The sequence below is a fragment of the Nonomuraea cavernae genome (assembly GCF_040655715.1).
In the GTDB taxonomy this organism is placed as follows: Bacteria; Actinomycetota; Actinomycetes; order Streptosporangiales; family Streptosporangiaceae; genus Nonomuraea; species Nonomuraea cavernae_A.
On sequence record NZ_JBFAKL010000039.1, the window covers coordinates 1 to 18,440 of the forward strand.

The 18,440-nt window shown below is 68.5% G+C and carries 22 protein-coding genes and 1 tRNA gene; 17 read left to right on the forward strand and 6 right to left on the reverse strand.

From position 1 onward, the window contains the following. The 4 genes from AB0I38_RS36980 to AB0I38_RS36995 form a co-directional block, all read left to right on the forward strand. Positions 1–927, forward strand: a 927-nt coding sequence (locus AB0I38_RS36980; protein WP_358493076.1) for a hypothetical protein, incomplete at its 5' end; no start/stop codon positions are given. A 166-nt stretch (positions 928–1,093) separates the two neighbouring features. Then, complete coding sequence (locus tag AB0I38_RS36985; RefSeq protein ID WP_358493080.1) at positions 1,094–1,393, forward strand: helix-turn-helix domain-containing protein; 300 nt, start codon at positions 1,094–1,096, stop codon at positions 1,391–1,393. Between the two features lie 568 nt (positions 1,394–1,961). Further along, on the forward strand, positions 1,962–2,324 hold the full coding sequence (locus tag AB0I38_RS36990; protein WP_358493085.1) for a type II toxin-antitoxin system RelE/ParE family toxin: 363 nt from the start codon (positions 1,962–1,964) through the stop codon (positions 2,322–2,324). Continuing rightward, the gene (locus AB0I38_RS36995) at positions 2,321–2,677 is read left to right on the forward strand and encodes a helix-turn-helix domain-containing protein (RefSeq protein ID WP_358493089.1); all 357 of its coding nucleotides are present in this window, start codon (positions 2,321–2,323) and stop codon (positions 2,675–2,677) included. The genes AB0I38_RS36990 and AB0I38_RS36995 overlap by 4 nt, the downstream gene beginning before the upstream one ends. Positions 2,678–2,836: 159 nt before the next feature. Here AB0I38_RS36995 and AB0I38_RS37000 read toward each other — a convergent pair. Continuing rightward, positions 2,837–2,910: transfer RNA gene (locus tag AB0I38_RS37000), tRNA-Gly, on the reverse strand. A gap of 78 nt (positions 2,911–2,988) precedes the next feature. On the opposite strand from AB0I38_RS37000, the gene dcd reads away from it, so the two are divergent. The 3 genes from dcd (at position 2,989) to AB0I38_RS37015 (ending at position 5,347) form a co-directional block, all read left to right on the forward strand. Further along, positions 2,989–3,564, forward strand: a complete 576-nt coding sequence (gene dcd, locus AB0I38_RS37005) for a dCTP deaminase (protein ID WP_358493094.1) — start codon at positions 2,989–2,991, stop codon at positions 3,562–3,564. 155 nt (positions 3,565–3,719) lie between these two features. Then, positions 3,720–4,337 carry a DUF47 domain-containing protein gene (locus tag AB0I38_RS37010; protein WP_189124409.1) on the forward strand — a complete coding sequence of 206 codons (618 nt, stop codon included), beginning with the start codon at positions 3,720–3,722 and terminating at the stop codon, positions 4,335–4,337. Positions 4,338–4,342: 5 nt separating this feature from the next. Then, positions 4,343–5,347 carry an inorganic phosphate transporter gene (locus tag AB0I38_RS37015; RefSeq protein ID WP_358493100.1) on the forward strand — a complete coding sequence of 335 codons (1,005 nt, stop codon included), beginning with the start codon at positions 4,343–4,345 and terminating at the stop codon, positions 5,345–5,347. A 10-nt stretch (positions 5,348–5,357) separates the two neighbouring features. On the opposite strand, the gene mshD is transcribed toward AB0I38_RS37015, so the two are convergent. After that, positions 5,358–6,263 (reverse strand): mycothiol synthase, encoded by a 906-nt coding sequence (gene mshD, locus AB0I38_RS37020; protein WP_358493105.1) that lies wholly within the window; start codon positions 6,261–6,263, stop codon positions 5,358–5,360. Positions 6,264–6,371: 108 nt separating this feature from the next. On the opposite strand from mshD, the gene AB0I38_RS37025 reads away from it, so the two are divergent. Beyond that, positions 6,372–8,153 carry a bifunctional metallophosphatase/5'-nucleotidase gene (locus AB0I38_RS37025; RefSeq protein WP_358493109.1) on the forward strand — a complete coding sequence of 594 codons (1,782 nt, stop codon included), beginning with the start codon at positions 6,372–6,374 and terminating at the stop codon, positions 8,151–8,153. 117 nt (positions 8,154–8,270) lie between these two features. On the opposite strand, the gene AB0I38_RS37030 is transcribed toward AB0I38_RS37025, so the two are convergent. The 3 genes from AB0I38_RS37030 to AB0I38_RS37040 form a co-directional block, all read right to left on the reverse strand. Further along, positions 8,271–8,642 carry a hypothetical protein gene (locus AB0I38_RS37030; protein ID WP_358493113.1) on the reverse strand — a complete coding sequence of 124 codons (372 nt, stop codon included), beginning with the start codon at positions 8,640–8,642 and terminating at the stop codon, positions 8,271–8,273. An 82-nt stretch (positions 8,643–8,724) separates the two neighbouring features. Then, a complete protein-coding gene (locus tag AB0I38_RS37035) occupies positions 8,725–12,186 on the reverse strand; it encodes a tetratricopeptide repeat protein (RefSeq protein ID WP_358493117.1) in 3,462 nt (1,153 codons plus the stop codon). 121 nt (positions 12,187–12,307) lie between these two features. Continuing rightward, positions 12,308–13,000, reverse strand: a complete 693-nt coding sequence (locus AB0I38_RS37040) for a response regulator transcription factor (RefSeq protein ID WP_358493120.1) — start codon at positions 12,998–13,000, stop codon at positions 12,308–12,310. A 175-nt stretch (positions 13,001–13,175) separates the two neighbouring features. Between AB0I38_RS37040 and AB0I38_RS37045 the strand changes: the two genes are divergently transcribed. The 9 genes from AB0I38_RS37045 (at position 13,176) to AB0I38_RS37085 (ending at position 17,720) form a co-directional block, all read left to right on the forward strand. Continuing rightward, a complete protein-coding gene (locus AB0I38_RS37045) occupies positions 13,176–13,427 on the forward strand; it encodes a MoaD/ThiS family protein (RefSeq protein ID WP_358493127.1) in 252 nt (83 codons plus the stop codon). Between the two features lie 71 nt (positions 13,428–13,498). Continuing rightward, entirely contained in the window at positions 13,499–14,164 is a 666-nt protein-coding gene (locus AB0I38_RS37050; RefSeq protein WP_358493130.1) for an LmeA family phospholipid-binding protein, read from the forward strand. 37 nt (positions 14,165–14,201) lie between these two features. Next, complete coding sequence (locus AB0I38_RS37055; RefSeq protein ID WP_358493135.1) at positions 14,202–14,714, forward strand: sigma-70 family RNA polymerase sigma factor; 513 nt, start codon at positions 14,202–14,204, stop codon at positions 14,712–14,714. Positions 14,715–14,725: 11 nt separating this feature from the next. Next, positions 14,726–15,514, forward strand: coding sequence for an anti-sigma factor family protein (locus tag AB0I38_RS37060; protein ID WP_358493138.1), 789 nt, complete (start codon positions 14,726–14,728; stop codon positions 15,512–15,514). Positions 15,515–15,542: 28 nt separating this feature from the next. Continuing rightward, complete coding sequence (locus AB0I38_RS37065) at positions 15,543–15,992, forward strand: thioredoxin family protein (protein WP_358493144.1); 450 nt, start codon at positions 15,543–15,545, stop codon at positions 15,990–15,992. A 32-nt stretch (positions 15,993–16,024) separates the two neighbouring features. Then, on the forward strand, positions 16,025–16,108 hold the full coding sequence (locus AB0I38_RS37070; protein ID WP_350668905.1) for a putative leader peptide: 84 nt from the start codon (positions 16,025–16,027) through the stop codon (positions 16,106–16,108). Positions 16,109–16,189: 81 nt separating this feature from the next. Then, positions 16,190–16,582, forward strand: a complete 393-nt coding sequence (locus tag AB0I38_RS37075; protein ID WP_436838817.1) for a DUF4395 domain-containing protein — start codon at positions 16,190–16,192, stop codon at positions 16,580–16,582. Next, the gene (locus tag AB0I38_RS37080; RefSeq protein WP_358493151.1) at positions 16,579–17,418 is read left to right on the forward strand and encodes a sulfurtransferase; all 840 of its coding nucleotides are present in this window, start codon (positions 16,579–16,581) and stop codon (positions 17,416–17,418) included. Before AB0I38_RS37075 ends, AB0I38_RS37080 begins: the two co-directional genes overlap by 4 nt. Next, positions 17,418–17,720: a DUF1416 domain-containing protein gene (locus AB0I38_RS37085; protein ID WP_358493156.1), complete on the forward strand. Its 303-nt coding sequence runs from the start codon at positions 17,418–17,420 to the stop codon at positions 17,718–17,720. Before AB0I38_RS37080 ends, AB0I38_RS37085 begins: the two co-directional genes overlap by 1 nt. Positions 17,721–17,775: 55 nt before the next feature. Here the strand turns inward: AB0I38_RS37085 and AB0I38_RS37090 are convergent, their stop codons facing one another. After that, entirely contained in the window at positions 17,776–18,342 is a 567-nt protein-coding gene (locus AB0I38_RS37090) for a helix-turn-helix domain-containing protein (RefSeq protein ID WP_358493161.1), read from the reverse strand. Positions 18,343–18,440 lie beyond the last annotated feature (98 nt).

Sequence of the window (18,440 nt, forward strand, 5' to 3'; positions counted from 1 at the left end):
CAGATCGTAGGTGAGGCACAAGGTCACTCGCAGACCATCGCCGATACACCCACAGTCACGCTGGCGAACGACTTAAAGATCTACCGATGTAGTACTGGTGGGCTGCGCCTGAGAAGCAACCAGGGCATCGAATGGCGACAACAGGAACCAGCTTTTGCCACGGGCCGTTCTCTCAGCATGGGGAAGGTTGAAGATCGCTTATATGACTTCTTCGATCGGCACGTATGGGTTGCGTTCCTGTTAGCCGCCCTGATGATGGGTGCTGCTCCTCTGATCCTGTTGGAGCAGGTGTTTGATCAACCACGGCTTTGGCCACGAGTCATGGTGGGCGCCGTAATCGGTATGAGCGTGGTTGCTATTCCCGCTGCGTTGGCCTTGGTCCGGAAGATACGCCGAGCGGCGTTCGGCGTTCTAGCCCTAGTGGTCGCGGCCGCGCTAGGGGCTACCGCTGGAATAGGCGGGTTCGAGCGGTGGCATGATCCCGTCCCTCTGGGAAACGCTGGACAAGCCGAATTGGCGGGCTTGTTGGCTGCGACCGTCGTCTTGGGCGCTGTGGCGGTGCTGGTCATGGGGGCCTATGTTGTGCTTGGGCAGACACGGGGTCGACGGCACCGTGGTCGGGTAGAGGAACTTGCTCCGAATTCGTATGTGGCGATATGCGAGTGTGGCTGGCAGGGAGAGGGCAGGCGGGACAGCTCGGCTGCCTTCGTCGACGCGGGCAACCATGCAAACAAGGTGGACCTCTCAATACGGAAACATGATTTCTCTCCCATCGACAAGGCGGCATCCATTGAGGGGCCGCCGGCGGCGCGTCCCAGATCGGCGGACGAGGTTAGTACGGCGGGTGCTGCGTGCGGCGGGCGGCCCGGAGTCCCGCCGCCGTTCGGGACCGGCGCCCACGCCGCACGCCCGGACGGCGAGCGTTGATCTATCTGCACGCCGGGAGTGAGCGGGACAGAGCGATCGCGAACAGTACGGGGAAGCTCGTCGAAGTGGAACAGCGGATGCGCGAGTCCGCTGAGATCGAGCGGGCGTGGCGGGCCATGCAGCGGTGTATCGCCGAGGCTCACACGGCAGATGAGGAGTGAGCGGCATGAGTGAGCGCAAGAGCTGGGGTGCCAAGCGGGCTGAGATCATGAGCCGTCCGGGGGCCGGAGCGGCGTACGAGGCCGCCAGGATCCGGTTCGAGCTGGGTGAGGCGGTACGGCTGCGCCGTGAGCAACTCGGCCTGCCCCAGAGTGAGCTGGCCGAGCGCGCGGGGTTGAAGCAGCCTGCGGTGGCGCGGTTTGCGGCAGGCGGGACGATGCCGACCATCCCGATGCTGGAGCGGCTCGCGGAGGCTCTGGAGATGCGGCTGAGCGTTCAGTTCCAACCCCTGCGTGAGGCGAGCTGATCTTCCGAGGTATTTCCGGAGCCGCAGATCACCGAAGTGGGAGCAGCCGAGCCGAACGACCCTGAAAAAACAGGGCCCAGACCGGGAATCCATCCCTGAGCTGGGCCTTCGCTCTTGGAGCGGGTGACGGGAATCGAACCCGCGCTGTCAGCTTGGGAAGTCTCTAACGCACCTGGTCGCTGAGCTGGGAAGATGCTGACTTGCGGGGGAGCGGGTCGAGTGACCGTGATTCCCCGTGCTTCCCCCTTGATCCCCCTCCTGACGGGCACGCAACGGGCACGGGGTCATGCGCCAGCGTGATCGGTGAAGTCTCCACGTGCCATGGCGATGGCCTACCAGGACGGCGAACCACCACGCAGGCGAATCCCCCTGACCTCAACCCCGTACAGGCCTAGCAGACGGTCGGCGGGGCCAACCATCGCCTCAGTTAGGTCAAGGGCTCAGCTGAGGGCGTAGCGGCTGATCTGGGATGGCAACCAAGATCGAGGAGTGGACGCGAGGTCAGGCCTGGTGCTCATCTCCGTCGCAGGTTACCATCGAGTGCATATACGATTGATGGTATGTCTCAGTGGAGATCGACCTGGAGCCGGAGGTGGAGTCTTGGCTGGACGGACTTTCCTTTCCGCTCTATCAGCGGGTCATGCGGAACGTAGACGATTACCTTGTCACCGGCGGCATCCCTGACGGGGATCACGTGAAGAAGCTGAAGGATGCCCAAGGGGTGCACGAGCTGCGTGTTGCTCTCGACCGCACGACCTGGCGGTTGACCTTCTGGAAGCCAGCCAACAAGGTGATCGTGATCCTGACGGTTTTCCGCAAGACACAGGATGGGACGCAGGCCGCCGACATCGACCGAGCGATCGCTGCTAAGAAGCGGTGCGAGGAAGAGCATGACCTAACCACCACGCACGTGTTCGAGAGGAGCGCATGATGGGGCACAGCCGTTGGGAGACCTACAAGGCGAAGCGTCTGCGCGAGATGGAGGCGGATGCGCAGCCCCACTCCGAGTACGAGCAGGCGGGCCGTGACCTGGAGCTTGGAGACCAGTTGCGTGAAATCCGTAAGCGCCGAGGCTTGTCTCAGAAGGTCGTAGCGGAGCGCTCTGGGATGTCCCAGCCCGCCCTGTCTCGCATCGAGGGCGGTGGTGGCATTCCGGATATAGCGACACTGCTGCGCCTCGGTGCGGCAATGGGGGTTCGGTTCCGCGTCGAGCTCGTCGTCGACGATGAAACCACTGAAATCGAGCCCCTAACGGTGCATCACCGACAGCTCACGAACGCATAAGTCGCAGGCGGCAACTTCGAGGCTCAGACCGTAGGCTTCCGCTGGTCCTTCCGCGGTAGCGGTCTTCAGCCGTGAGAGGCTTGCTCGGGAGTCGTCAGCGCCAGGGGAACGAGGAAGGGCCCAGCTCTAGATCACATTCTTGAGCCGGGCCTTCGAGCGTGGAGCGGGTGACGGGAATCGAACCCGCGCTGTCAGCTTGGGAAGCTGATGTTCTGCCATTGAACTACACCCGCATCGGCCGAAGCCGCGACCACCACTGTAGCGGAAACCGAGCCCACTTCAGCAAGCCCAGGCACGGTAGGTTGCTCCACGTGCTGCTATCTGACCGCGACATCCTCGCCGAGATCGACGCCGGGCGGCTCGCGCTCGATCCTTTCGACCAGGAGATGATCCAGCCCTCCAGCATCGACGTACGACTCGACCGGTTCTTCCGGGTGTTCGAGAACCACAAGTACCCGCACATCGATCCGTCAGTGGAGCAGCCGGATCTCACCCGGCTGGTGGAGCCCGACGGCGACGAGCCGTTCATCCTGCATCCGGGCGAGTTCGTGCTGGCGTCGACGTACGAGGTGGTCACGCTGCCGAGTGATCTGGCGTCGCGGTTGGAGGGCAAGAGCTCGCTGGGCCGGCTGGGTCTGCTGACCCATTCCACGGCGGGTTTCATCGATCCGGGGTTCAGCGGGCACGTCACGCTGGAGTTGTCCAATGTCGCGACGTTGCCGATCAAGTTGTGGCCCGGAATGAAGATCGGCCAACTGTGCGTGTTCCGGCTGAGTTCTCCTGCCGAGCATCCGTACGGTTCGGCGAAGTACGGCTCGCGATACCAGGGGCAGAGGGGGCCCACTCCTTCACGGTCCTTCCACGGTTTTCACCGGACGGTGATCTGAGGAAGGCGGGGAAGGTAAGCCGATAGGCATCAAAGGGCACGGTGTCGCGCAACATACGGAGGGTAGCGACTAGGAGAAGGGGACATGAAGTTCGCATTTTGCCTGGTTACCCGTACTCTCTTCCACGGACCATCCCCGCACATCTGGAGATCGACGTGCGCCTGCGTCTCACGCCACGTGAGGACAGCTACTACGACCTGTTCGCCGACTCGGCGAACAACCTGGTCACGGCATCACGCCTGCTGGTGGAGATCATCAGCGACGGATCGGACAGGGAAGCCCTGGCCGACAAGATGCGCGTTTGCGAGCACACCGGTGATGAACGCACCCATGCGATCATGAACCGGCTCAATGAGAGCTTCATCACTCCGTTCGATCGCGAGGACATCTACCGTCTCGCCTCGAACCTCGACGATGTGATGGACGCCATGGAAGCGGCCTCCGATCTCATCGTCCTCTACCAGATCGACCACCTGCCCAAAGATGTCGTACGGCAGGTCGAGGTGCTGGAGAGGGCCGCCGAGCTGACGGCCGAGGCCATGCCCCGGCTGCGGTCGATGAAGAACCTCAACGAATACTGGATCGAGGTCAACCGGCTGGAGAACCAGGGAGACCAGGTTTACCGGCGGCTGCTGGCCAAACTCTTCAGCGGCGAGTACGACGCGTTGACGGTCATGAAGATGAAGGAGGTCATCGACGCCCTCGAAGAGGCCGCCGACGCCTTCGAGCATGTGGCCAACACCGTCGAGTCGATCGCGGTCAAGGAAAGCTAACCTCAGTGGACCTTACGCTCGCCCTTGTCATCAGTGTGGTCGTCGTCGCGTTGATCTTCGACTACACCAATGGCTTCCACGACGCGGCGAACGCCATCGCCACCTCGGTCTCCACACGCGCGCTCACCCCGCGGGCCGCGTTGTTCATGGCCGCGGCGATGAACTTCATCGGCGCCCACCTCGGCACCCAGGTCGCCCAGACCGTCGGCAAAGGGATCATCGACGCTCCTCAGGGCTCGCACGGGCTGGTGATCGTGGCGTCAGGGTTGATCGGCGCCATCACCTGGAATCTCATCACCTGGCGCTTCGGCCTGCCCTCCTCCTCCAGCCATGCGCTGATCGGCGGTCTCGTCGGAGCGGCGCTGGCCTCGGCCAGCCTCGTCTACTGGGATGGCGTGGTGGACAAGGTCCTCATCCCGATGATCCTGTCACCGCTGATGGGCTTCACGCTCGCCGCAGCGATCATGATCGCAATCTACTGGATCTTCCGCAACGCGCAGCCCGGTAAGACCAACCGCGGCTTCCGTTACGCGCAGACCATCTCGGCCGCCGCCATGGCGCTCGGGCACGGCCTGCAGGACGCCCAGAAGACCATGGGTGTGATCTTCCTCGCCCTCGTGGTCGGCGGTTACGCCGCTCCGCAGGACGATATTCCGCAGTGGGTCATCCTCGCCGCCGCGACGGCGATCTCACTGGGCACGTACGCCGGCGGCTGGCGGATCATGCGGACCCTGGGCCGGCGCATCATCGCGCTGGACCCGCCGCAGGGGTTCGCGGCCGAAACAGCGGCGGCCACGGTCCTGTACGGCGCGGCGATCGGGTTCGGCGCGCCCATCTCGACCACCCACACCATCACCAGCGCGATCATGGGCGTCGGCTCGACCAAGCGGCTGTCGGCCGTGAGGTGGGGCGTGGCGGGCAACATCGTGACCGCCTGGATTCTCACGATTCCGGCATCGGCTCTGGTGGCTGCTCTGTCCTACTACGCCCTGCACTGGATGGTGGAGTAGCGGCGTTACATCATGTAGCGGCGTACATCACGTCCACGTCCCACCGGCTGAACCCCAGTCCCTCGTACAGCCTGATCGCCGCCGTGTTGGCCTCGTCCACGTAGAGCATCGCCTGGGCGAGGCCGCGCGAGCGCAGGTGGTGAAGCCCGGCCAGGATGAGCGCCTTGCCGAGGCCGGTGCCCTGCTGGGAGGGGTCGACGCCCACGACGTACACCTCGCCGAGGGGCTCGTGGCCGTGCTCGGAGGACCCGTGGATCTTCGTCCAGTGGAATCCGACGAGCCGGTCGCCGCGGCAGGCCAGGAAGAACCCGGCGGGGTCGAACCACGGCTCGCCCTCGCGCCGGAGCAGGTCGTCCCTGGTCCACGAGCCCTGCTCGGGGTGGTGCGCGAAGGCCGCGGCGTTGACCTTGAGCCACTCCTCCTCGTCCTGTCCGGGCACGAACGCGCGCAGCCGTACCCCGTCGGGCACGGTGTAGGGCGGCAGCGGTGCGAACAGCGAGCGGCGCATCTGCCACAGCGAGCGCATCCGCTCGAACCCCATCGACGCGGCCAGCGCGCCGGCTCCGGCGTGGTCGCCGTGCGCCCACAGCCGCAGCCTGCCGCCGGTCACTTCGAGTACGGCCCCCAGTAGCCGCCTGCCGTGTCCCATGCGCCGGAAGGCCGGGTGGATGACCAGTTCGCCGCTCGGGCCCTCGACCTCGTCGGTGGGGTCGACGTGCGCGTAGCCCGCCAGGGCGGGGCCGTCGTACAGCAGGAGCGAGCGGGCGAGCGGGTCGCCGCCATAACGCATGTGGAGCATCACGTGCTCGTTCAGCGGCCGTACGCCGTCCGCCTCCGTCGCCGCGTCAACGAGGTGCTGAACCTCGGTGATTTCCTGGTCATCGAGCCGTTCTCTGATCTCCACGTGCGCTTTCACAGATCGCACTCTAGGCGTACAACTGGCAAATAACGCCATGTGGGGGTCCCACGAATCGTTACCTTTGCGACATTGGCTGCCCAGCTTGTCGCCGTAACGTCTTAGGCCATGACGTCTCGTTCCCTCCTCCGGCTCGCGCTGGCCGGAGCCGTCGCCACAGGCTCGGTCCTGCTCGCCGCAGTGCCGGCGGACGCGGGTAAGGCTCCCAAGACGGTCCCCGTCCGCCTGCTCGCCCTCAACGACTTCCACGGCAACCTGGAGCCGCCAGGTGGCTCCTCCGGCCGGATGGTCGACGAGAGCGGTGCCACGGTCGACGCGGGCGGTGCCGCCTTCGTCGCCACCCACATGAAGGCCCACGCCGACAAGAACACCATCGCCGTCGCCCAGGGCGACCTCATCGGCGCGACCCCCCTGGTCTCCGCCGCCTACCACGACGAGCCGTCGGTCGAGTTCATGGGCAAGATCGGGCTGAAGGTGGCCGCGGTCGGCAACCACGAGTTCGACGAGGGCTACACGGAGCTGCGCCGGATCATGAAGGGTGGCTGCCATCCGGTCGACGGCTGCTCCCCGGCCGGGAAGTGGAAGGGCGCGGCGTTCGACTACGTGGGCGCGAACGTCCTGTTCAAGAACCCGAACGAGAAGACCGACGCGCTCGCGGCGCTCGGCACGTCCGGCCAGGTCAAGAAGCTGCTGGCCGACTGGGGCGTGCCCGCGCTGCCGCCGGTGAGCGTCAAGTGGATGAACGGCGTGCCGATCGGCTTCATCGGCCTCGTCACGCGGACCACGCCGAACATCGTCACTGCGGAAGGCATCAAGAACCTCAAGTTCGCGGACGAGGTCAAGGCCGCGAACGTGGCGTCCAAGTTGCTCAAGCTGCTCGGCGTGAAGGCCCAGGTCGTCCTCGTGCACGAGGGCGACCAGGTGACGGCCGGCCAGTCGCCCGACGCGTGCAGCGCCGTCCCGGGTGCGGGCAACCGCATCGCCACGCAGGTCGACTCCGAGATCGACGTGGTGCTCAGCGGCCACTCGCACCAGGCGTACCTGTGCACCGTCAAGGACCCCGCCGGGCAGAACCGCCTCTACTCGCAGGGCGGCTCGTTCGGCCGCGTCATCACGCAGGTCGACCTCCAGGTGAACGTCAAGACGCGGGACGTCGACCGCTCGTCGGTCGTGGCGGACAACCACGTCGTGACCCGCACGGTCACCCCGGATCCCGAAATTTCGGCGTTCGTGCAGACGTGGAAGGACCGCGTCGCGCCGGTGGCCAACAAGCCCGTCGGCACGATCTCCGCGGACCTCACCAACACCGCCACCCCGAGCGGTGAGTCGCCTCTCGGCAACCTCATCGCCGACGGCCAGCTCGCCGCGACCACCACCGGCGGCAACGCCCAGATCGCCCTGATGAACCCGGGCGGCATCCGCAACTCCCTGAACTACGCGGGCTCCCCGGCCGGAGAGGGCGACGGCGTCGTCACCTACGGCGAGGCGTTCGCCGTTCAGCCCTTCAACAACCTCATGCAGGTGGTCACCCTGACCGGAGCCCAGCTGAAGACGGTGCTGGAGCAGCAGTTCACCGGCGGCCCCAACAACCAGGCGTTCACCAAGATCCTGCAGCCCTCGGCGAACCTGACCTACACCTACAGCCGGTCCGCCGCCTGGGGCGCCAAGGTGTCCGACATCAGGATCGACGGCACGCCGGTGACCGACACCCAGTCGATCCGCGTCGCGGCCAACAACTTCCTGGTGGGCGGCGGAGACGCGTTCCTCGCCTTCACCGAGGGCACGGACGTGTGGAGCGGCCCGCTCGACATCGACGCCTTCGTCGAGCACCTCGCCAGGAACAACCCCATCGCCCCGCCCGCCACGAACCGCATCACCGTGGTGGACTGACCCGCTCGCAAGGCCCGGCTCCCCGTGGGGACCGGGCCTTCCGGTACGCGGCGTCCTTCCGGTACGCGGCGTCCCCCGGCCGGCCCCTCGACGGCCGGAGGACGCGCGGTCCCCTCGTCACCCCAGGAGCAAGGCGGTGACGAACTGCAGCAGGTGCCACGCCACGAACGCGCACAGCGAGCAGAACGCCCATTCCTTGGCCCGTGAGACGCGGGACACCCAGCGGAGCGCCTCCACCGGCTCCCGCCGCGGCCGGACTGTCCTGGCCAGGAAGTACGCCGACATCAGCCAGGCGACGACCGAGGCGATCGCCAGCCCGAGCGAGAGGGCCAGCAGCGGCGGCGAGGAGGGCAGGGCGTCGGCGGGGGAGAGCTGCCGGACCCACAGGGCAAGCAGTCCGGCGAGCACGGAGAGCGTGATCCGCCTGTCCTTACGGGCCTGGCGCTTCAGCCAGCGCAGGTCTCGGCGCAGTTGGTTCTTGGTGAGCATCCGGATCACCTCCGACGGAGTAGCTGGGACACCAGCTAACGGGAGGAGCCGGGAGAGAATCTGCGACCTCGGGTCGCGAAATTTACGACATTTCGCGGAGTTCGGTGGTCGCCCGCTTCAGCTCGGCGAGGTCGCCCACCTCCTCCAGGATCCGCACGGCCTCGGTCAGGTGCTGCCTGGCCTGTGCGAAGTCGCCGAGGCGGCGGGCGATCAGGCCCAGGGCGCGCAGGGCGCAGCCCAGGTCACGCCGCGTGCCGCAGGCCAGGTGCACGTCCCTGGCCTGGGTGGCGTGGGTCAGCGCCTCCTCCGGCCGTCGCAGGTCGAGCAGGATCATGGCCAGCGTGGTGAGGGCGGCGGCCCAGCGGTCACGAGTGCCCGACGTGTGCTGCAGCCCGGCCGTCTCCCTGGCGTACTCCAGCGCCTCCTCCGACCGGCCCGCGATGTGCAGGGCCTGCGCGATCGAGAGCAGCGCGCTGGCCTCGTTGTCGCGCATCTCCTTCCTGATCGCGAGCGACGCCCTGGCCGCGCGCAGCGCGTCCTTGTGCCGGTCGTGCCGGTCGAGCGACAGGTACGTGTAGGCCAGCGTCTCCTGTACGTCCGCCTCGGCCCGGCGGTTGCCCATGCCCTGCACGATGTCCAGTGCCTCCAGCGCGTACACGAACGCCACCTGCGGGTCGCCCTGGCGGCGCCGGACGCGCGCCAGCCGGTTGAGCATCCGCGCCTCGACGGGCGGATCCTGGATCACCCGGCTGATGGCCAGCGCCTGGTTCAGGTAGTCGTCGGCGCGCAGGTAGTCGGCCAGCCGCCAGTGCACCAGCCCGATGTCGCCGAGCGTCTCGGCCTTGCCCTGCTCGTGATGGAGCTCCCGCTGCACGTCCAGCGCCTGCTCGTAGTGGTCGAGCGCCTCGTCGTAGCGGGAGCCGTTGCGCGCGATCCGGCCCAGCGTGCACAGGGCCCGGCCGCATCCGTGCTGGTCACCGGTCGCCGTGTAGCCGGCGAGGGCTCGTTCGGCGTCGCGCTGCGCGTCGTGCGGCAGCCGGAGCGTGTCGTAGATCTCGGCCAGGCACAGGAGGGTCTCGGCCTCGGCGTGCTCGTCGCCGAGCTCGTGGCAGATCGACAGCGCCTCCAGGCCCTCCGACAGGGCGGCGTTCGGGGCGCCGAGGTGGTGGCGCACCCTGGCCAGGATGATCAGGCTCTGCGCGGTGCCTCTGCGGTCGCTCAGCTGCTCGCGTACGTCCAGGGCCTGACCGGCTTGGTGCAGGGCGAGCTCGTGGCGTTCCTGCGACAGGTGCAGGCGCGAGAGCGTGTGCAGGCAGTCGGCGACCCCGGCCAGGTCGCCGATCTCGCGATGCAGCTCCAGCGCCTCGCTCGCGCACTTCAGCGCGTCGTCGTTGTGGCCCGCGATGCCGTGCACCTCGGCCAGCTCGTTGAGCGCGCGGGCCCGGCCCTCGCGGTCGTCCAGCTCGGTGAAGTCGGCCAGCGCCTCGCCGATGTAGCGGGCGGCCTGTGTGGACGGGCCGATGTCGTGGTGGATGGAGCCGAGATGGCTGCGCATCCTGGCGATCGCCCGGCGGTTGCCGATCCGCGCGGCCGAGGTCAGGCCGGCCTGCTGGATCTCCAGGTTGTTCTCGTAGTAGCGCAGCCGTTTGAACGGCTCGAACACGGCCGCCGCGAGCTGCCAGGCGATGCCGTGCGCGTCGGTCTCCTCCGCCAGCCGGACCGCCGAGACCAGCGAGCGGCGCTCGGCCTCGAACCACTCGCGCGGCGTGGCCGGGTCCGTCGCCACCGCCAGGTAGTGGTCGAGCAGCCGCACCCTGGCCTCCCGCACACCGGCCTCGGCGTGCCGGCCCAGCTCCCTGGCCAGCCCCTTCACCAGGTCGTGTACGCGGTAGCGCGGCCCGGGCATCGGCTCGACCAGGTACGCCCGGTGCAACCCCTCCACGGCGATCACGGCCTCGCTCACCGAGGAGCCGAGCGCGGCGGCCAGCACCTCGGGCGTGAAGTCCCGGCCGGGCAGCAGGCCGACATGCCGGAAGGCCCGCCGCTGCGGCGGGCTGAGCGACTCGTAGGCCAGGTCGAGGGCGGACCGGAAGGCCTCCTCGGGATCGCCGGAGAACGGCGGCCGCCGGTCGGGGCGGCGCAGCTCCCGCGCCCGGGAGGCGACGCTGAGCTCGGGGTTCTCGCTCAGCTTGGCGGCCGAGATCCGCAACGCGAACGGGTGGTAGGAGCAGACCCGGGCCAGCTCGGCCAGCGCGTCGCGATCGGCGGCCCGGGGCGAGTCCGCGCCGAGCACGGCCACCAGCAGCGCGACGGCGTTGCCCGGGTCCAGCACCTGCAGGTCCATCAGGTCGGCGTGCCCGGTGGCCCGCAGGGGCGCCATCCTGGTCCGGCTCGTCACCAGGACCACGCAGTCCTTGCTGCCCGGCAGCAGCGCCCGCACCTGCGCCGGATCGGCGGCGTTGTCCAGGATGAGCAGCAGCCGGCGCCCGGCCAGCCTGCTGCGGTAGAGCAGCATCAGCTCGGCCTCGTCGGAGGCCGGCATGTGCTCCCCGAGGCCGAGCGAGCGGAGGATCTGCCCGAGCGCCTCGGCCGGGGTCATCGGCGGCTGGCTGGGCGACTGGCCGCGCAGGTCGATCACGATCTGCCCGTCGGGGAACCGCTCCTCGTGCAGATGTCCCCAGTACGTCACCAGCGTGGTCTTGCCCACTCCCGGCAGCCCCTGGACGACCATCGTGTTGGTCCGGTTGGGCCGCTCCAGCCAGGAGGTGAGCAGGTCGAGGCTGAGCTGGCGCCCGGTGAAGTCGGGCACGGCGGCGGGCAACTGGGCGGGCCTCGGCACCTCGCCCACGGGCAGCGGCTCGGCCTGCGCGCCCGGCCGGGTCAGGAACGGCGTGACCCGGCCCTCCCAGGGGGCGGAGAGGTGCTCCCAGCCGCCCGCGACGGTGCGCAGGGCGGCGGCGTCCGCGATCCGCACCCGCCGGTAGCCGGGGCGCTCCAGCCAGCCTCGCCGCACCCACTGGGCGACCTGCCGCTGCACCACGTCGGGCGCGCTGCCGACCAGGTCGGCCAGGGTCTCCACGGACAACGGCGGCGCCGAGTCGGAGGCCAGCCCGTAGCGTACGTCCAGGTGCAGCAGCCACACGGCCAGCCGGGCCGCCACGGGGGCCCGTGCGAGCGCCTCGTGCCGGCGGGCCGCCAGGTTGCGAGCGAACAGATCCTGCACCAGGGCGGTGGCCACCGCGGGGTTCGACGAGGCGTGCTCGCGCAGCGCCCGTATGTCGATCGGCCACGCCCGCACCTCGGTCAGCGCGTCGACCCGCACCCGCTCGCCCGCGCTCCAGAAGGCCGGCTCGCCCACGAGATCGCCGCTCGCGCGCAAATCGTGAATGGCCTCGCGCTCGCCCGGCGGTGTGTATTCGCGGGCATATCCGTGGTCGATCAGGTAAACGCGGTTGGCCGGCCGTAATGGCGAACAAATGCAGTCATTACGGCGATACACGCGGGGCCGGGCAGCCTCGTCGACCAGCGACCTGAACAAGCTCATGGAAGCACCACCAATCCAGGGACAGCGGTGTCCACACCATGACAGCAGGAGCCGGCGAAGCGCCGATCACGTCACATCAGTGCACCCTGGACTTGGCACCCTGTCAACGGAATGGTAATGATCACACGTGAGCGGGGTCGGCGCGGTCGGGGACGAAGCGGTAGCCGACGTTGCGGACGGTGCCGATGAGCGACTCGTATTCAGTGCCGAGCTTGGCGCGCAGCCGCCGCACGTGCACGTCGACCGTGCGGGTGCCGCCGAAGTAGTCGTAGCCCCAGACCTCCTGCAGCAGCTGGGCACGGGTGAACACGCGCCCCGGGTGCTGGGCGAGATACTTCAGCAGCTCGAACTCCTTGAACGTCAGGTCGAGCACCCGGCCGCGCAGCCGGGCCGTGTAGGTGGCCTCGTCGATCGACAGGTCGCCGCTGCGGATCTCGTCGGGCATGTCCTCGCCGCCGGCCTGCGAGATGCGGCCGGTCGCCATGCGCAGGCGCGCCTCGACTTCGGCCGGCCCCGCGGATTCGAGGAGCACGTCGTCGGCGCCCCATTCGGCGGTCATCGCGGCCAGGCCGCCCTCGGTCACGATCACCAGCAGCGGGCAGTCGATGCCGGTCGTGCGGATCAGCCGGCACAGGCTCTTGGCCTGCATGAGCTCCTTGCGGGCGTCGACGAGCACGGCGTCGGCGGGTGGCGCGTCGATGAGCGCCGCGGCCTCCGCGGGCGCGACGCGGACCGAGTGGAGCAGCAGCCCCAGCGCCGGCAACACCTCGGCGGACGGCTCGAGGGCGTTGGTCAGCAGGAGCAGGTTGCTCATTACGGCCTCCTCAAACACGACGGGACCCGGGGGCTACGTCGCCCAGGTCCCGTAGGGGAGGATATCCCACGGGAAGAATGCGTCCATTACGGGTCCACCTGGTGAACAGCGATTCTCCCGGACCATTGATGTTCACGATGCCGCACAATGAAGCGGATGCGATTGTGAGGTGCCCATGGCTAGGGGAAAAGTTAGGTATTGGGCCGCGGCGAAGGAGGCCGCGGGTGTGGCCGAGGAGTCGTTCGAGGCGGCGACACTGGGCGAACTCATGACGAAAATCACACAAGATCGCAATGATCTGGCCCGTGTCATGAGCCGATCCTCGTTCCTGGTCGACGGTTCCCCGGTGGGCAGACGCGCCCACGACGAGGTGCGGCTCCACGACGGGGCGACGGTCGAGGTACTGCCGCCCTTCGCCGGAGGGTGATCAAGCGCTCTGGTGGGGCAGGTGCCATGCCATCGATAAGCTCATGACCCCCGCTTGAGACAGGGAGCCCGATGCGCAAACTGGCTATGTTCCTGATCGTGCTGGCCCTGCTCCTCGTCGTCCTCGACCGGGTCGCCGTCGCCGGAGTGGAGCGAGACCTGTCCAACCGGATCGCCGCCGCCGCCGACCTCAGCGGCACTCCGACGGTGACGATCGAGGGCATCCCATTCCTCACACAGGCCCTCTCCGGCCGCTATCCAGAGGTACGGTTCGATCTCGGCACCCTCACCTACGGAGGCGTGCCGGTGAAGAACCTGCGAGGCGCCGCCTACGACGTGACCGCTCCCCTGGCCGATGTCATCCAGAACAAGGCCGACATCAGGGCCGAGCGGCTGACCGTGACCGGCACGCTGACCAGGGAGACGATCGACAAGTACGCGCCGCGCGGCGTCAAGATCTCGGGGAACGGCCAGCGGCTCGTCGCGTCCGGCGAGGTGAAGGTTGGGGTGAACCAGGTGAAGTTCGACGCGGAGATGCGGGTCGACGTGGCCGACGGCGGCATCCGGCTGCAGGCGGAGAAGATCGAGGGCGTGCCCGACGCGCTGGCCAAGTTCGTCAGCTACACGATTCCCTTCCAGGGCAAGCTGCCCTTCGACGTCAAGGTGACCGGGGTGAAGAGCGTGGCCGGTGGATTGGAGTTCTCGGCCGAAGCGTCAGACGTGCCGCTTCGTGGATGAGACTGAACCGGTCGGCCCCGCCGTACGTGAAGAGGGCGTGAGTCCAGCTGGCACCGCCGACGAGGAGCTCGTGCGGACCCTTTTCGACGATCACGCCGGGCCGCTATACGGGTACGTACTGCGACTGACCGGTGATTCCGGACGTGCGGAGGATGTGGTGCAGGAGACGCTGCTGCGGGCGTGGCGGCATCCCGACGCGCTCACCGGGCGGCCGATCCGCGCCTGGCTGTTCACCGTCGCCCGCAACCTCGTCGTCGACCAGCACCGCGCCCGCAAGTCGCGGCCCCAGGAGACGGGAGACGAGGCGCTGGCGGTCGTGCCCGCCGACGACGAGCTGGAGCGGGCGGTCGAGTCGTGGGCCGTCGCCGAGGCGCTGGCCGCGCTGCGGGCCGAGCACCGCGACGTGCTGCTGGAGGTCTACTACCGGGGGAGATCGGTGAAGGAGGCGTCGGCGACGCTGGGCATCCCGCCGGGCACGGTCAAGTCACGCACCTACTACGCCTTGCGGGCGCTCAAGCTCGCCCTGGAGGAACGGGGGCTGGCGCCGTGACGTGCGAGGAGGTGCGACTCTCGCTCGGCGCCCACGCCCTGGGCGCGCTCGACCAGGACGAGGCGCTGCATATCGACCTGCACCTGGCGACCTGCGAGGAGTGCGGCGCGGAGCTGCTCGACCTCGAAGGGATCTCGGCGTTCCTCGGCAAGGTCTCCGAGCGTGACGTCGAGCTGGTGTCCAGCCCCCCTCGCCAGGTGCTCGACCGGCTGCTGAACGCGCGGGCCAAGCGCTATCGCAGAGGGCGCGTGCTGCTGGCCGTCGCCGCCTCGGTGGCGGTGCTGGCCGTCGGCGGCACCGTCTGGACGGTCTCCGCGCTGCCCTCCCAGAGGGAAACCAGCGCCGCCGCGCCCCAGCTGACCGTCTCCGAGACGCCCACCGACACGGCCGCCCAGGCCGACCAGGCAGAGCAGGCCGAGACCAAGATCCTCGTCAAGCCGAGCCCCAGCGCCCTGCTCAAGTCGGCCCCGCCCGAGGAGGCCGGCGGTCGCGAGTTCCCCGGCGAGAACGAGGCCAGGGGCTACTTCGCCCAGGTGACCGCGTTCCCCGGCGAGGGCGGCACCCAGCTCGCGGTGCGGGTCACCGGGGTGCCCGAGGGCACGACGTGCCGGCTGGTCGTCATCGGCAGGAACGGCGAGCGCGACTACACCGACGCCTGGACGGTCAGCCGTGACACCTACCAGAACAAGGCCGTCTTCCCGCGCCACACCCGCATTCCGATGACCGACATCGCGAGGTTCGACCTGCTCGACCCGTCGGACAAGCTGCTGGTGCGGATCAAGGTGCCCGCGCGGAAGTAATTCGGGCCGCCCGTGGTTGGACCATCCGATGACAGGTGTGTGGGTGGTCCTGGCGACGCTGGCGCTCGGCCTGGCGATCGGGGTGGTGAAGGTGCTCCGTGACGGACGCGTGCGCGACCGGGCCGGTGGCCGGCTGACCGAGGCGTCCCTCGGGGCGCCGCTGGGGGAGCGGGCGACGCTGCTCCAGTTCTCCACGGCGTTCTGCCAGCCGTGCCGGGCGACGCGGCGGATCCTGGCCGACGTCAGCGCCGTGGTGCCCGGGGTCACGCACGTCGAGATCGACGCGGAGTCGCGGCTGGATCTCGTCCGCGAGCTTGACATCATGCGCACGCCCACGGTCCTCGTCCTGGACGGGGCCGGAAACATCGTGAAGAGGGCGTCGGGACAGCCGCGCAAGCAGGAGGTCCTCGCCGCGCTCGCCGGAGCGATGCCTGATCCGCCTTCCCCTTCGCCGTCTCACGAATCGGACGAGAAGTGACAGATGTCGAGACGCCTAGTAGTGTCGGGCCCATGAACCCATCGACAGAGCTGCTGACGAAGCGGCGCGCGGTTGATTTCTGCCGCGTGGCCACTGCGCTCTGTCGTGCTGCCTGAGGACGGTCTCGCGCGGATTTTCGATCCGCCCCACATCCGACCCTTCAGGAGCATCCCACGATGCGTGCCGATCCTAGAGCGTTGCGCTTCGGCGCGACCATCACCGCCCTGGTCCTCGCCCTCGTCCTGGTGACGGGGAGCGCCTGGCTGCTGGCCGCCCAGGCAGTGGTGTTCGCGTGCGGCGCGCTCGGGCGTCAGCCGTACGGGATGCTCTTCAAGGCGCTGGTCAAGAGCGCCCCGGAGGAGACCGAGGACTCCCGCCCGCCGCGTTTCGCGCAGGCCGTCGGGCTCGTCTTCGCGGTCGTGGGCCTGGTCGGATTCATCGCCGAGATCACACCGCTCGCCCTCGTGGCGACGGCAGCGGCTCTCCTCGCCGCCTTCCTCAACGCAGCCTTCGGATTCTGCCTTGGCTGCGAGATGTATCTGCTTGTTCGCCGTCTACTGCCCGCCGCCAAAATGGAGGTTTCGAAATGAGCCGTTCCGCCGCCCTGGTGGACGCCGACTGGGTCGAGGCAAACCTCGACACGCCCAACGTCGTTCTCGTCGAGGTCGACGAGGACACCAGTGCCTACGACAAGGGGCACATCCGTGGCGCCGTGAAGATCGACTGGAAGCAGGACCTGCAGGATCCTGTCCGCCGCGACTTCGTGGACAAGACCGGTTTCGAGACGCTGCTCTCCGAGCGCGGCATCTCCAACGACGACACCGTGGTGCTCTACGGCGGCAACAACAACTGGTTCGCCGCCTACGCCTACTGGTACTTCAAGCTGTACGGCCACGGCGACGTCAAGCTGCTCGACGGTGGGCGCAAGAAGTGGGAGCTCGACTCGCGCGAGCTGGTCAAGGATGTCCCCGAGCGAGCCAAGACCCAATACACCGCCCAGGACCAGGACACCTCCATCCGCGCCTTCCGCGACGACGTGCTCGCCTCGATCGGCAAGCTCAACCTGGTCGACGTGCGCTCGCCCGACGAGTTCACCGGCAAGCTGCTCGCCCCCGCCCACCTGCCGCAGGAGGCGGCCCAGCGTGGTGGCCACGTGCCCACGGCCCGCAACATCCCGTGGTCCAAGGCGGCCAACGACGACGGCACCTTCAAGAGCGACGACGACCTGAGCGCCCTCTACGGCGAGGCAGGTGTCGACTTCGGCAAGGACACCATCGCCTACTGCCGCATCGGCGAGCGTTCCGCGCACACCTGGTTCGTGCTGCACGAGCTGCTCGGCCAGGCCAACGTGAAGAACTATGACGGTTCGTGGACCGAATACGGCTCGCTCGTGGGCGTGCCCGTCGAGTTGGGGGAGGCCCGCTGATGACCACTGCGCCAGGGTGCGGAGCGCCCGAACAGACGGTCGCGCTGCCGGCCGGCATCGACCTGGCCGGCCAGGCCGTGATCCAGGGAGTGGTGACGGGCGCCGGCACCGCCTACGCGCGGCTGCTCGACCGGTCCGGTGAGTTCACCGGTGAGGTCGTGGTGTCCGACGAGGGCGTCTTCCGCTTCTTCGCCGCGCCCGGTGACTGGACCGTCCGCATCATCGCGGGCGGCGGGTTCACCAGGGACGTCCACGTCGAGGCCAAGCTGGGCGAGGTGTCCCAGCTGGCGGTGGCGGTCTGACCACTGCTCGTCCGAGGGGCCCGCGCCGGTCACGGCGCGGGCCTTTTCGTGCTCTCTACGTGCTCTGCCGCACCCACGTGCTCGTCGGCCGGCGCATCAGCAACGTGGCGCGCACCTCTTCGAGCCCGACCGCCCGATAGCCGTGGGGCACGTCCGATCGCCATGCGATGTGGTGCCCGGGCCCGGCCGTGAGCGGCGCGTCCAGTGGCCCGGCGATCAGCGTGCCGCTGAAGACCGTGAGGTGCTCGCTCACCCCCTCACGGTGCGCCCGCGACGTCTGGGTGGTGCCGGGCGGCACCCGGAGCCGGTAGAGCTCGAAGGTCACCCGCTCCTCCTCGAACACCTCCAGCAGCGCCGCCTCGATCACCGTGCCGCGCACCGGCCGCGGCTCGGGCGGCGTGTCCAGGATCGCGCCGATGGGCACACCGAGCTGGGCGGTGATCGCCCAGAGCGCCTCCAGCGTGATGTCGCGGGTGCCGGTCTCGACGCCGGACAGCATCGCCTCGCCGATGCCCGCCCGCCTGGCGAGCTCCGACAGCGACACCCCGCGCGCGTGGCGCAGCCGCCGCAGCCGCTCCCCGACGACGCGAGGGTCGGGGTCGAGCGCGGACAGAGGTTCCATGCCGCCATGGTCCCGCAGGTTCGGGTTGATGGGCCGGAGGTCCCGGAGATGTGACGGTCAGGAATTCCTGACCCACGCCGGGGTCCGCGTCTGTGACC